Source organism: Natronobacillus azotifigens (assembly GCF_026805325.1).
Taxonomy (GTDB): Bacteria; Bacillota; Bacilli; order Bacillales; family Amphibacillaceae; genus Natronobacillus; species Natronobacillus azotifigens.
This window is the reverse complement of record NZ_JAPRAT010000002.1, coordinates 105,357-118,284: the sequence shown is the minus strand read 5'-3', so window position 1 is coordinate 118,284 and position 12,928 is coordinate 105,357. Positions and strand designations below refer to the sequence as shown.

General features: G+C 37.1%; 14 protein-coding genes. 4 read left to right on the top strand and 10 right to left on the bottom strand.

The features are described from left to right. Nucleotides 1-46: 46 nt before the first annotated feature. The 8 genes from msrA to OWO01_RS01600 form a co-directional block, all read right to left on the bottom strand. A complete protein-coding gene (msrA, locus tag OWO01_RS01635) occupies nt 47-1,006 on the bottom strand; it encodes a peptide-methionine (S)-S-oxide reductase MsrA (protein WP_268778680.1) in 960 nt (319 codons plus the stop codon). A gap of 70 nt (nt 1,007-1,076) precedes the next feature. After that, on the bottom strand, nt 1,077-1,820 hold the full coding sequence (vrrA, locus tag OWO01_RS01630) for a VrrA/YqfQ family protein (protein WP_268778679.1): 744 nt from the start codon (nt 1,818-1,820) through the stop codon (nt 1,077-1,079). Nucleotides 1,821-2,152: 332 nt separating this feature from the next. Then, nucleotides 2,153-2,401, bottom strand: a complete 249-nt coding sequence (locus OWO01_RS01625) for a DUF2584 family protein (protein WP_268778678.1) — start codon at nt 2,399-2,401, stop codon at nt 2,153-2,155. A gap of 52 nt (nt 2,402-2,453) precedes the next feature. Continuing rightward, a complete protein-coding gene (locus tag OWO01_RS01620; RefSeq protein WP_268778677.1) occupies nt 2,454-5,558 on the bottom strand; it encodes an SMC family ATPase in 3,105 nt (1,034 codons plus the stop codon). 1 nt (nt 5,559) lies between these two features. Continuing rightward, nucleotides 5,560-6,714, bottom strand: coding sequence for an exonuclease SbcCD subunit D (locus OWO01_RS01615; protein ID WP_268778676.1), 1,155 nt, complete (start codon nt 6,712-6,714; stop codon nt 5,560-5,562). A 73-nt stretch (nt 6,715-6,787) separates the two neighbouring features. Further along, nucleotides 6,788-7,012, bottom strand: a complete 225-nt coding sequence (locus OWO01_RS01610) for a YozE family protein (RefSeq protein WP_268778675.1) — start codon at nt 7,010-7,012, stop codon at nt 6,788-6,790. A gap of 25 nt (nt 7,013-7,037) precedes the next feature. Further along, nucleotides 7,038-7,529 carry a dihydrofolate reductase gene (locus OWO01_RS01605; protein WP_268778674.1) on the bottom strand — a complete coding sequence of 164 codons (492 nt, stop codon included), beginning with the start codon at nt 7,527-7,529 and terminating at the stop codon, nt 7,038-7,040. 28 nt (nt 7,530-7,557) lie between these two features. Next, nucleotides 7,558-8,517, bottom strand: coding sequence for a thymidylate synthase (locus OWO01_RS01600; protein WP_268778673.1), 960 nt, complete (start codon nt 8,515-8,517; stop codon nt 7,558-7,560). Nucleotides 8,518-8,653: 136 nt separating this feature from the next. Here OWO01_RS01600 and OWO01_RS01595 point away from each other — a divergent pair, with 136 nt between their 5' ends. After that, complete coding sequence (locus tag OWO01_RS01595) at nt 8,654-9,682, top strand: C40 family peptidase (RefSeq protein ID WP_268778672.1); 1,029 nt, start codon at nt 8,654-8,656, stop codon at nt 9,680-9,682. A 58-nt stretch (nt 9,683-9,740) separates the two neighbouring features. Here the strand turns inward: OWO01_RS01595 and OWO01_RS01590 are convergent, their stop codons facing one another. Further along, complete coding sequence (locus OWO01_RS01590) at nt 9,741-10,364, bottom strand: HD domain-containing protein (RefSeq protein ID WP_268778671.1); 624 nt, start codon at nt 10,362-10,364, stop codon at nt 9,741-9,743. 333 nt (nt 10,365-10,697) lie between these two features. Between OWO01_RS01590 and OWO01_RS01585 the strand changes: the two genes are divergently transcribed. Beyond that, on the top strand, nt 10,698-10,898 hold the full coding sequence (locus OWO01_RS01585; RefSeq protein WP_268778670.1) for a cold-shock protein: 201 nt from the start codon (nt 10,698-10,700) through the stop codon (nt 10,896-10,898). Nucleotides 10,899-10,954: 56 nt separating this feature from the next. Next, nucleotides 10,955-11,359, top strand: coding sequence for a ribonuclease HI family protein (locus OWO01_RS01580; protein ID WP_268778669.1), 405 nt, complete (start codon nt 10,955-10,957; stop codon nt 11,357-11,359). Here the strand turns inward: OWO01_RS01580 and OWO01_RS01575 are convergent. Continuing rightward, complete coding sequence (locus OWO01_RS01575) at nt 11,352-11,624, bottom strand: DUF6123 family protein (RefSeq protein WP_268778668.1); 273 nt, start codon at nt 11,622-11,624, stop codon at nt 11,352-11,354. The two genes, OWO01_RS01580 and OWO01_RS01575, sit on opposite strands and share 8 nt — an antisense overlap. 252 nt (nt 11,625-11,876) lie before the next feature. Here OWO01_RS01575 and OWO01_RS01570 point away from each other — a divergent pair, with 252 nt between their 5' ends. Then, the gene (locus OWO01_RS01570) at nt 11,877-12,905 is read left to right on the top strand and encodes an IS1595 family transposase (protein WP_268778667.1); all 1,029 of its coding nucleotides are present in this window, start codon (nt 11,877-11,879) and stop codon (nt 12,903-12,905) included. Nucleotides 12,906-12,928 lie beyond the last annotated feature (23 nt).

The following is a 12,928-nucleotide window of genomic DNA, read 5'->3' as shown; positions in this document are numbered from 1 at the left end:
GAACCAATGTAGTCATTGGTGTACGAGCCAACAGTTTTCCTTGTCATTAACGAAATAAAGCAAGATACTCTTCATAGCCTTCTTCCGCCAACCGCTCTTTTGGTATGAAACGTAAAGCGGCAGAATTAATGCAATAACGAGAACCACCACTTTCTTTCGGACCATCATCAAAGACATGACCTAAGTGTGAATCGGCATCCTTACTTCGAATTTCAATTCTTCGCATGCCATGTGTCGTGTCCAATGATTCCGCTAATTGATTTCGGTTAATGGGTTTTGTAAAGCTTGGCCATCCACAGCCAGCATCATATTTATCTGTTGACGAGAACAGAGGTTCCCCACTAACGATATCCACATAAATTCCATCCTGATCATGGTCGTAATATTCATTTTGAAAGGGTGCTTCTGTACCGTTTTCTTGTGTTACCTTATATTGAATTGGTGTAAGTTTCTCTTTCAGTTCGTCCTTATTATAGGATGGTTGCCAATGCTCTTTGATAAAAGCGGCACGACCAGATCCTTGTTTATATAATCGATAGTGAAAAGCATTCTTTTTGTAATAATCTTGATGTTTTTCTTCGGCTGGATAAAACGTTTGTGCAGGTAAAATTTTCGTAACAATGGGATCGGAAAATTTACCGGATTGGATTAACGCTTGCTTAGATTGTTCTGCAATCTCCCTCTGCTCTTCCGTATGATAAAAAATCGCCGTTTGATACGATTCACCACGATCATTAAATTGACCACCAGGATCAGTAGGATCAATTTGTTTCCAAAACACATCTAATAGTTTGTGATAGGAATAGACACTAGGATCAAAAATGATTTGTACCGCCTCGACATGCCCTGTCGTATTTTCACAAACTTGTTCGTAGGTTGGATTTTCTGTATGTCCACCCGTGTATCCAGAAACAACCGAGATAATACCTGGTTGTTGATCAAATGGTTCTACCATACACCAGAAACAACCACCTGCAAATGTAGCATATGCTTTATTTTGTTCCATTACTATTCACCTCAATAGCTTCTTATTTTGTTATGGATTAGATCTATTGTAAATGGAATAGTAATGGGAATCAAATATATAGCACTGGTTGTGAATCTCGTTTAGCTTCTGCTTCTTCCGTTTTTTCTTCATTCTTCTTTTTTCTTTTGGATGGACCTTCTGCTGTTTCGATAATATAGATATTCTCCGTTTGTTTTTTTTTCTTTTTTTCACTATCTGCTTTTTCTTTTTTTATTTCAGCTTCATGCTCTGCTTTTTTTTGTTGCTCTACATCTACTTGATCATCATCGTCTTCTTTCAAAAGCTGATCTAGAATATCTTCTCCTTCATCCTTACTCTTGTCCCCGTCACTCTCTTTATCCTCTTGATTGTCTGGATTTTCTGAGCTTTCTTCTTCACTATCTGCTAGATCTGCCGCTTGAAATGCTTTTAACATCGCTAACATGCTAGGTAAATTTTTTATAAAAGGTCCATATTGCTGGACCATTGGTGTAATTTGTTGGGTCATCTTAATTACTTGTTGAATGTTATCTACTGTTTTCGTCAGTCCGCCACCACTGCTCCCACTCCCTCCACTTGTTGATGTAAGGGACGGCATGATTTTTTGTAATAAACCTTGAAGTCCAGTTTTCTCCGCTGGCGCTGCTTGTGTCGGGTTGAAGTTGGAAGTTTGATTTGTCATATATTGATTCGGCCATTGTTGAAAAGATGGCTGATATCCGGATTGATACCCAGCAGGAAAACTTGGTGCTTGATTCGGCATATAATTTTGATAAGCAGGTGGTGAATGATGGAAACCATTTGTCGGATACATATTTATCCCTCATTTCTCATCCATGTGCTAGGATATTGTACGTAATTTAACAAAAAAAGTGTAGGCGTATGCGTATTTTTTTGAATCGAAAAAAGGGAAACTTCAATCAATTGGATATTTCTTTTTTTAGGAACATACTTGTTATTTAGAAGAGTGATCGAAAACTCTTGAAACTAACAAAAATGCCGATCCTAGTGATTCACACAACGATCGGCATTTTTATTTAACAATTGGTAAAAATAATCATGAAATAGTTTACTCTATTTCCCGGGCAAGCGCATCAACCGCGAGATTATGACAAGGAATGATGAAAACTTAACTACAACTTGTCGCTAATTGACACTATACAAAGAAAGTAGTTGATAAGTACAAATGGTTTCATCGTCGCGCCAGGTAAGCTCGACAACTTTCCCGTAACCTATTTGATCTGATTCTACATGTCGTCTAATTTCAATGGGATCTTGGATTGGATAAAGACGATATCCTGGTAGCGTAATGGAAAAATGATTTTCTTTTTTTTCTACACGTTTTTCTAAACCTTCTGTTATTAGTTTCCATTCCATGGTAAGTGGCATCGACATAGATGATGACCTCCTATTCTATATACTATATTATACTAAATCTGACGAGATTTTATAAGTGAAATGTTACCGTTGATCCTCGAGGTGAAGGGGTAATGACTAACTTTGCATGTATTTCTTCTTTTAATTGAGGTACATGTGAAATAATCCCGAGAATTCGATTCGATTGCTGCAAACCTTTTAAACAGTCAATCGCTTGTTCTAACGATAATTCATCTAACGTACCGAACCCCTCATCAATGAATAGTGTTTCTAATTGCACCCCACCAGCATGTGCTTGAACCACATCAGCCATACCTAATGCTAGGCTTAAGGCAGCCTTGAATCCTTCTCCGCCTGATAACGTGCGGACGGAACGTCTTTTTCCTGTATGTTGGTCCATCACTTCTAAGTCTAATCCACTTTGTGCTCCTCGTTTTGCGATCTGATCACTACGTATTAATTGATAACGATGTTCCGTTAATTGATCCATTCGTAAATTCGCTTGCAATAAAATTTCATCAAGAAATGAGGATAAAACATATCGTTCAAAGGATAAGCGTAAATGATTATCTCCTCGTGCTAAATTAGCTAATTCAGCGATATCATAATATGCTTTTGCGATATCATTATGCTTGTCAGATAGTAGCGTAAGGTTTTGCAAAATACGTTTTTGATTAGTTAGCTCTTGTTCTACTTGATGAAGCTGTTGCATCGTTTCTTCACATTTTTCATTCGCTTCGTTTGCTGCTTTTTCTAGTAGATCCAAGTCAGGTTTCTGATTTTCTTTTAATTGAACAGATAAAGTAGCTAGACGATCTTTCACACGGTCGAGGCGTTGTTCGTATTCTTTAATCTCTTGTTGGAATTGCTCGATGTGTTCACGCTTCTCTTTTGCTTCTTGGTAGGCTTTTTCTGACTCAAACCCATATTCTTTTAAGGCAGCAGTAAATGCATCGTGTTCTTTGTTCCAAGCTTGCTTCGTTTCACTTAAAAAAGCTTGATGAGATTTTACGGACGATTTCACATCAGCAATTGCTAAATTGTGTTCGTCAATCTGGTGTTTCAGTCTTTTCCAATCCGTAAACCATTGTTCGACTTCTGTTTTTTGGACTTCCATCTCCGCTTGCCACGCTTGCCTTGTTTTTTTAACAGTTGGTATTTCTTCTTTTAATTGTTCGAGCTTTCCTGCTAGTTTAATATATTTCGTATGAATTTCTTCATTTCTTTTTGCATTCTTTTCTAATTCAACTTGTACATTTTCTACCTGTTTTGCTAGGGTTTGCTTCTGTTTCTGCTTTTGATCCATTTCCCCGACTTGCTTTTCTAATCGTTGAAGTTCTTGTTGTTTAGCTTGCTGATTTTTTTGACATGTTTGTCCTAATATTAATAGCTCTTGATCATTTAACTTATCAAAAGTAGTATCGAACGGTTGAACTAGTTCTTCGACCAGTTGTCGTTGACCTTGACCGTTCGATTTTGCATCAATTAATTGATCTTGACAGAGTTCCAATGCTTTCGTTAGCTTATTTATTTCTTCTTGTACTTGCTCATTTGATTGATTAGCGGCAGCTTCATTTTCTGATTTTGCTAGTTTTGGATGTTCCTCAGATCCACAAACAGGACAAGGTGCACCCTCTTCTAGATGTGCGGCAAGTAGCAATGCATGTTGATTTCTTTTTTCTGTTTCTATCTCTTCTAACTTTTTTTGTTGCTTTGTTAACGCTTGTTTTTGGGCTTGGTACTTTTCTTCTACTTTTTTATATTCGGAGCGCAACTGTGTTAACTTAGTGAAGGCAGAAGATAATCGTTCAAATTGTTCTGTCTTTGTAACTGCTTGCGATAACGCTTCTTTCGCTTGGAAATATTGGTTCGTAATTGTTAGATGATCTTCTAACTGTTTTTCTAACGCTTTAAGCTGATCTTGATTGTCTTGCTTTTTCTGTTCTAATTGTTTTTGTTTAGTTCGAGCTTCCTCCTTTGCTTCTTTTACTTGTTTGAGTTCATCGGCGATTTTTTCGTATTGTATCCACTTGGTCAATTGACTCATTTTTGTTTGAATATCTTGCCGTTTTTGCTCCATCTTTTGTTCATTTTGTTGAAAAGCTTGGTATTGAGCGGCAATCGACTCACTTTGTTTCTGTAATTGTTGCCTCTTGTTTTCTAGCGAGGATAAGCGTTGTTGCTGCATTTCCCACTCTTTTTTTCGGTTCTTTAATTGTTTTTCGATCGGCACAATTTGTTCGGCTTTTTCAGCTAATGATACGATCGTTCTTTTGTCTGTGATCTCCGCATTCTTTTGCTCTAATTTCGTTTTTTCAATGAACAGTTGACTTTGTTCATCAAATAGTTCGGCTAATTGTTTACCTTGAAAGAAGTGAGCTTGTCTTTCTTTTCGTACTTCTTCCCTTTTCTTTTTTTCTTCTTCAATCGATAACTTAAGCTTTTGATTTATTTCTATCCGTTCGGTAAGCTCATCCATTACTTCCTTCGTACTATGGTCGGACAAGCCTTCCTCATGCCCATCCAATTTTTCGATTTCTTGTGTTAGTTTCCACTCTATTTGTTCTAATGCTTCTTTTTTCTCTTTCGCTTCTGCTTTCAATGTATCGGTGATGTCACGATAAAAATAGGTGCGAAAGATCTTCTGCAAGATTTCTTCTCGATCTTTACTATTTTCGGCGATTAATTTGCGAAATTCCCCTTGAGGAATCATGATCATTTTTCGGAACTGGTCATAATCTAAACCTAATAACTGTTCGATCGTTTCGTTCACATCTTTTATTTTTGTATGAAGAATCTTTTCTTCCTCTTCTTCGACTTGATAGAATTCTGCTTGAGCTGGTTCTTCCCGCAATCCTTCTCCGCGCTCTTTTGGTCGCATTTGTTTCGGTTGACGTTTCACTAAATACGTCTTTCCTTTTAGTTGAAAAAGAAAGCTAACAGCAGTTAATTGATCGCTAGAAGCAAAATCACTACGAAACGTATCATGCTCTCGTTCACTACCACTTGCTTTCCCATAAAGACAAAAACAAATCGCATCAAATATCGTTGTTTTACCTGCACCAGTAGGACCAGTTACCAAAAAAATTGATTCCTCACCTAGCTGACGAAAATCAATAACTTGTTGCTCATTATAAGGTCCAAAAGCTGTCATGGTTAACATTAATGCACGCATGTTATTGCTCCCTTTCTTGTTTCATTAATTGATCAACCGTTCGATGAATGTGCTCAGCACGATTTGGTGGAATCTCTTCCCCCTTCATTTCCTGGTAAAACGCTTCAAAGAGTTGGGTGTGGGACATTTGCTGTTTTTCTCGAATTTGCTTCATTTCATGTAGACCGAGATTTGATTGCTTTGCTTTACGTTCTAGTCGCAACACATTCGGAAATTTTTTGCGAAGTTTACCGATTGGATCTAATAATTGACCATCATCAAGCAATCGAACGTGCAAATAATCTTCACTAGGGGCAATGTCTTCATTCGAAATTATATCATTGAAATAACCTTCTATTATACGCATGTCTCGTTTCGGGTGGAGTGGAATCCGCTCGATATCCGCTTTGCCACAATCATCGAGTTCAATCATCGTGACCGACTTCTTGTGATTCGCCTCTGAGAAGGAATACTTTAAGAGGGAGCCACTATAACGGATGGTTTCTTTACTCACTTTTTGTGGTTGATGTAAGTGTCCTAAGGCAACGTAATGAAAATCATGGAAAATGTGAGCGTCAATGTAGGGGCTGCCGCCAATCATCGATAAACGTTCTTCTGAATCCGATTCCATTCCCCCTGTGATAAAAGCGTGTGCAATCAAGACATGACGTTCATTCATATCTTCATTACTTTTTATCTGCTGAACTATTTGTTCCATCGCTTCTTGATGCGTCTGTATTTTGTGATCAGGAAACATCGGGCGTACATCTGCTGGTTCTACGTATGGTATAAGATGAAAGTGCACAGGGCCAGATTGATCCGTTAGCGTAATCTTAGGAATTTTTTCTGAAAGTTTCGTTTCAATAAACAGATTGTTCTCTCTAAATAAGCGACTACCAAAATGAAGTCGATCTGGGCTGTCATGGTTACCGGAAGTAATCAGTATTGGCATATTAAAATCAGTGATTAATTCGGTTAATGTCTGATCTAATAATTCAACCGCTTCTTTTGGAGGTACAGACCGGTCGTAAACATCACCAGCTATAATCATGACATCCGGTTTTTCTTGACGAATGATCTGAATTACTTGTTTCAGAACTTCTGCTTGGTCCTCTGTCATATGAACACCATTGACTATTTTGCCAAGGTGCCAATCGGCTGTATGTAAAATTTTCATAACTTCTCCTCCTCTCCTATCTTGTAAACAAGTAAAACTCATTTATGTGAAAATAGACTCTTAGAAAAAGAGCCTATCTTTGTGTTTCGATATAGTCCTCCCATAATTGATCAAACAATCGAAGGGCATCGGTAAATGGAATATTCCATTCTAAATAGCGACTGATTTCATCATAATCACAACTATGTTTTGGGAAGTCGTGATCATGAAACATCCATTCCGCTAATTCGCGTTCTTTTTTTTGACTAGCTAATTTAGCTCCTCGATAACGCATCATGTATTCATGAAAAGATTTCATTCGTAATTACCTCGCTCACTAGCATCTATTTTTTCCGGTCATATTGGATGAAATAATAATCGTAAGGGTTGGCATCATCCTTAACCCCTTTTACTTTACTCGTTTCCTGCCATTGATCTGGATCATACGATGGAAAATACGTATCTCCGGAAAAAGTTTCATCAATATACGTCACATACATTCGATCCGTATAGGGAAGGAATTGCCGATACACTTCCCCTCCACCAAAGATAAAAAAGACCTTTTCTGGATTTTCTTTGTTCCAATTCAATACGGTTTCCATCGAATGAATAACCGTACATCCAGCTTGTGTGTATGCATGATTACTCGTAATAATAACATTCTCTCGTTCTGGTAAAGGGCGATTAAACGTTTCAAATGTTTTTCGCCCCATAATAATCGTGTGATTTTTTGTTGTATCTTTTACAAATTGCAAGTCCCTAGGTATGTTCCAAGGCATCCAATTGTCTTTGCCTATGACGCCATTCTTACTCATTGCGGTTATAATTGCAATCATTTACTAGCTCTCCTTTCTATTCAATTTTTTATACAGCAATCGGAGCTTTGATTGCTGGGTGACTTTGATAATCGACTAATTCGATATCCGTTAATTCTAAATCAAAAATGGATGGAAGTGCTGGATTAATTTTTATTTTTGGTAAGGCATAAGGTGTCCGTGATAACTGTGTTTTCACTTGATCGACATGATTTTGATAGATATGTGTATCCCCTAGTGTATGAACAAATTCCCCTACTTCTAGTCCACATTCGTGTGCCACTAGTTGAGTGAGAAGTGCGTAGCTTGCAATGTTAAATGGTACACCGAGAAAGACATCAGCACTTCGTTGATATAATTGACAAGAAAGTTTCCCATCCGCCACATAAAATTGGAACATCGTGTGACAAGGAGGCAGTGCCATATTACTTGGAACATCTTCTGGATTCCAAGCAGATACAATATGACGTCTAGAGTCTGGATTCGTCTTAATCGAAGCGATCACCTCTTTTAATTGATCAATGGTTTCTCCTTTTGATGTTTGCCAAGCCCGCCACTGTTTACCATACACCGGGCCTAGATCACCATATTTCTCAGCAAATTGGTCATCTTCAATTACACGTTGTTTAAATGCATTCATTTCTTCTCGATAGCTTGCAGCAAAAGCATCATCCACTAAACTACGATTACCAAAGTCCGTCATATCAGGTCCTTGATATTCATCGCTCTCCACCCATCGTTTAAACGCCCACTCATTCCAAATATTGTTGTTATTTTTTAATAAGTATTGAATATTGGTATCTCCTCGAATAAACCAGATTAATTCAGAAGCGATTAATTGAAAGTTAACCCGTTTTGTCGTAAGTAATGGGAATCCTTCTGACAAATCAAATCGCATTTGTGCCCCAAAAACAGAATACGTCCCTGTCCCTGTACGATCTTGTTTTTTATTTCCTTGCTCTAAAATGGTTTGACATAAATCTAAATAAGCTTGTTCATTTTTTGACATGATATCCCTCCGTTACTATTTACCTCTATTGTCTCATATTACAGAATTATTTCATTTGATTCAATAAACATTTCTGACCAATTTAAATCATAGGATAAAGGAGAGAAGAATGTTGTTGATAAAGGAGGCGTTATTCTTGTTAGCAAATGCAAGTCTTGAGCAGATGTTAAAACATTCTGTTGCCTACGGATATGTCATGACACAACCTTTTTCATTCTACGTAGATGCATACCCCATGTTGCAAAATGAGCTATTTAAACAAGATGAAGTTATTATTGCTTACGGGGACCATAGTAACATGGTGCGGGTACTTCAGCAAAAGTTAAACGACTTAACTTACTATGATGAAGAAATTGATGGAGAATTCGGGATATTTACAGAATATGCCCTAAAAAAATTTCAATCCGACCATGATATTACGGCAAATGGCGCCGTTGATGTGGAAACAGTCCAACGACTACTGGAACAGGAAAGGCAACGATACTTAGCCCCGTTAAGAAAAATTGATCAACCTTTAGAGTATGGTGAAATCGGAGACCATGTCAAAACGATTCAAGAAGCACTGTATTACTTTGGGTACTATCTGGAAGAAGTGGATAGCATTTTCGGACCTAAAACAAATAAAGCATTGACCGATTTCCAACAAGATCATGGTCTTACTGTAACGAATGCGGTAAATGATCAACTAATTCAAACAATGGCGGTAGAAAGTGAAGTTCGTGTTTCTTCAGCGCCAAAAGAAGTTTCAGAACAAGAAGAAACGGTAAAAGCTGCGAACAAAAGCGACTATCAAACGTTTGATGTCAATCAGTTGTTACAAGGTGCAAAAGATCATATTGGCACAAGGTATAGTTGGGGCGGTACTTCTCCTGATGGGTTTGATTGTAGTGGATATATTCAATATGTTTTCAAGCAAAAAAACATACAGCTACCTCGTACTGTATCAGAAATGTGGAACGTAGCAACTCGTGTAGATCAACCATCTGTTGGTGACCTTGTCTTTTTCGAAACATACAAAAAAGGACCTTCTCATGCAGGGATTTACATGGGAAATAATCAATTTATCCACGCCAGCGAATCGCGTGGTGTGCAGATTTCTGAACTCAGTGAGAGCTATTGGCAAGAACGTTATCTTGGTGCAAGAAGAATTCAAGTGAATAAGTAAAGAAAAGAAATTCCGTGAGCAAGTAGTAATGTTACTACTTGCTCTATTTTAATTCCACTCAAACAAAGTTTCCTTCATCAAGAAAATACCATTCTCGTTTAAACTGTTCAAGAAATGTATGAAGAAATTCATGCCGGTCATTAGCAATTTTTTTTGCTGTTGTGGTATGCATCTGTTCTTTTAATTGTAATAATTTATCATAGAAGTGTTGGACAGTCGACTGGTCATCAGTTCTTTCTTCTCCTTTATATATCGGTCTGTGTTTACTTCCACCATAACTAAATGCTCGAGCAATTCCAATCGCCCCCAAAGCATCTAGCCTGTCCGCATCTTGAACAATTTGCCCGACTTTTGTTGTTGGTGTTTTCTGTTTACGAAAGGATACGGTTATGATTGCTTCAAAAATTGCTACGATTTGTTGTTGGGATAGTTGAAGTTTCTGTAATAACTGAAGCATCTGTTGTTTTTCTCGTTCTGGATTATCTGTTAATTTTTCATCAATAAGGTCATGAACCCAACCACTAATTTCACATACAAAATGATCCGATTCCTCATGAATCGCAAGGAATTTAACCATTTTTGCTACACGGTACATATGTTCCGCATTATGTCCTGTGGTATCGAAAGCGAATTTTTTTGTAATATATTTCTCTATCTCATGGATTACTTCTTTTTCTTTCATGAATTTCCCCTTTTCTGATTTGTGGCTTAGGAATATTAACTTTAAGTGGAACTTTCTTTAAAAAAATTAGATAAAAAAATAATTTCATGAAGTAATATTCCTTCATTTTTACATAACTATCTACCGTTTTCAATTTCTTGACGATAAAAAATAAGTACGCTATATTATAGCTAAGCAAAGAAGATGTATGGATGACAGATAGCTTCTACAGAAGAAGTGGATGCACGAATGATCCTACGCTTCTGTGTAGCTATCTTTTTTCTGTCCGTCCATATGTTTTATTTGTATTTACTCCCACGTTTAATCGTGGACATTCTTAGGAGGATTGTGTACATGCAAAGTGGTATAGTAAAGTGGTTTAACGCAGAAAAAGGCTATGGTTTTATTGAAACGGAAGATGGTAATGATGTGTTCGTACATTATTCCGCTATCCAAGAAGAAGGATTTAAAACACTAGAGGAAAGCCAAGAAGTAGTCTTTGAGATTGTAGAAGGCGATCGTGGACCACAAGCAACAAACGTTGAAAAAAAATAATCGTAAGACGGTGACAGTTGTCGCCGTTTTTTTCTGAATAGTAAGGGGAGTTATCGATGTTAGAAGTATATGTAGATGGAGCTGCCAGCGGAAATCCTGGTCCAAGCGGTGCTGGAGTAGTAATTAAAAACAAGTTGATTTATCACACGGGACAGTTTTTCTTAGGCGACTTAACCAATCATGAGGCGGAATGGTATGCGGTCATTAAAGCACTAGAAATATGTCAAAAAACCTATCCAGATCAGATTATATCTATTCGTACTGATTCAAAGTTAGTTGTTGATATGATTGAAAGACAGTTCACGAAAAACCCACTTTATCAACCACTTTTGCAGGAGATTCTAACGTTAATGGATGTTTTCCCTTTTTGTTTTATCAAATGGATTCCTGATCAGCAAAACAAAGCGGCAGATAAACTAGCGAGGAACGCCATTTTCACAAAACAAACGATTGTTACTTAATCCCTCTTTCATGGAAAAGCTTTTTAGCTTGCGCAATGGTAATAATATTATTTTCTTTTAATAATTCAAGTAAGCTAATATAAAAGCTCCCATCAAAACTATATTGAATTCGCAGTGTTGTTTCTAAAGCAATTCGAACTAGTTTGTCACTTGCATTCGTATATTGTTTACCAAAATAAATGAAGTGTACTTGTTCGTCAGTTAACTTGAATCCTTTTACCCATAAGTGTTCAATATAATCAGCTAAAGTTCGATCGTTTTTCATCCAATCCTCTCCCCGTTGCTACGCTTGGACAATTTTCTTTCTTTTTTCAAGGTGAACAACCATACTTTCACCTAGTATAATACAAATCAGATTTTGCTGTAAAGCTTTTTATACGAACATACATTTCCGTTCGTGACTTCAGCAGTTTTTATCGTAAAGGCTCTGTTATTGTTTAATGTTGAAATTTGATACCTTGCTAAATTCTTGATATAATCAAATTGAGAACGTACATTCGATTAGTGGCGTGTAAGAATGAGCAAACCGTTTAATAACTTGTTAAAGCACATAGACAAACTGACACATACAGAAAAAGAACGTATTTTTCAATGGGTTAAACGCTATGTTGAACCTTCCTCATCTGTCGGTGGTCGCCTAATTAACGAAATGCGAGAAACTCGTTTTAAGGAAGGGTTTGAATGCCCACATTGTGCTTCAGGACACGTAGTTAGGTTTGGAAAATATAATGACCGCCAACGCTATCGCTGTATGTGTTGCAGTAAAACATTTACTGATACAACAAATACTGTTCTTTACCGAACACGAAAAGGGAATGAGTGGATTACATTTGTTGATTGTATGTTCAAAGATTATTCCCTACGAAAATCTGCCGAAATCGTAGGGGTTACTTGGGTTACACTATTTTATTGGAGGCACAAACTATTAAGTGCCTTAAAACAATTGGATTTTGAGCAATTTGAAGGTATCGTTGAAGTTGACGAGACCTATTTCTTATACTCCGAAAAAGGTAAGCGTGGCATTTCTGACCGCAAACCTCGTAAGCGTGGAGGGAAATCTAAACACAGAGGTATTAGCCACGAACAGGTCTGTGTTCTTGTTGCCAGAGACCGAACAAAAGCAACCGTCTCCAAAGTTGCTTGTATGGGTCGAGTTGTGAAAACTAAGGTCGATAATATGATTGGGTCTAAACTTTCAACAGAAAATGTGTTTGTAACTGACGCTTGGAGAGCATACAAAACCTATGCGAAGGAAAAGGGAATAGAACATTATAGAATTAAATCAAATGATGGGAAGCACGTTATTAAAGGCTTGTACCATATTCAGAATGTAAATGGACTACATTCTCGTATGAAACAGTGGTTAGACCGATTTAAAGGTGTTGCTACAAAATATCTCGATAATTACCTATCTTGGTTTTTGTTCATTGATAGTCGTAGTAATGAAAGTACAAAACACAATATCAAAGAATTCTTGTTATCATCATTTGTATTTGAAATGATAGATACTTATGATAGTTTGCGTCTATCAAAGTTTAGTGTGTAACACTTATTATTTCAACGAAAGAA

What these genes read in the sequence shown, in the direction of transcription:
- OWO01_RS01605 (WP_268778674.1), bottom strand. Translation starts at nt 7,529, where the DNA reads ATGATTGCAATTATAACCGCAATGAGTAAGAATGGCGTCATAGGCAAA.
- OWO01_RS01620 (WP_268778677.1), bottom strand. Translation starts at nt 5,558, where the DNA reads ATGCGTGCATTAATGTTAACCATGACAGCTTTTGGACCTTATAATGAG.
- OWO01_RS01590 (WP_268778671.1), bottom strand. Translation starts at nt 10,364, where the DNA reads ATGAAAGAAAAAGAAGTAATCCATGAGATAGAGAAATATATTACAAAA.
- OWO01_RS01570 (WP_268778667.1), top strand. Translation starts at nt 11,877, where the DNA reads ATGAGCAAACCGTTTAATAACTTGTTAAAGCACATAGACAAACTGACA.
- OWO01_RS01580 (WP_268778669.1), top strand. Translation starts at nt 10,955, where the DNA reads ATGTTAGAAGTATATGTAGATGGAGCTGCCAGCGGAAATCCTGGTCCA.
- OWO01_RS01625 (WP_268778678.1), bottom strand. Translation starts at nt 2,401, where the DNA reads ATGTCGATGCCACTTACCATGGAATGGAAACTAATAACAGAAGGTTTA.
- OWO01_RS01585 (WP_268778670.1), top strand. Translation starts at nt 10,698, where the DNA reads ATGCAAAGTGGTATAGTAAAGTGGTTTAACGCAGAAAAAGGCTATGGT.
- OWO01_RS01575 (WP_268778668.1), bottom strand. Translation starts at nt 11,624, where the DNA reads ATGAAAAACGATCGAACTTTAGCTGATTATATTGAACACTTATGGGTA.
- OWO01_RS01610 (WP_268778675.1), bottom strand. Translation starts at nt 7,012, where the DNA reads ATGAAATCTTTTCATGAATACATGATGCGTTATCGAGGAGCTAAATTA.
- OWO01_RS01615 (WP_268778676.1), bottom strand. Translation starts at nt 6,714, where the DNA reads ATGAAAATTTTACATACAGCCGATTGGCACCTTGGCAAAATAGTCAAT.
- OWO01_RS01600 (WP_268778673.1), bottom strand. Translation starts at nt 8,517, where the DNA reads ATGTCAAAAAATGAACAAGCTTATTTAGATTTATGTCAAACCATTTTA.
- msrA (WP_268778680.1), bottom strand. Translation starts at nt 1,006, where the DNA reads ATGGAACAAAATAAAGCATATGCTACATTTGCAGGTGGTTGTTTCTGG.
- vrrA (WP_268778679.1), bottom strand. Translation starts at nt 1,820, where the DNA reads ATGTATCCGACAAATGGTTTCCATCATTCACCACCTGCTTATCAAAAT.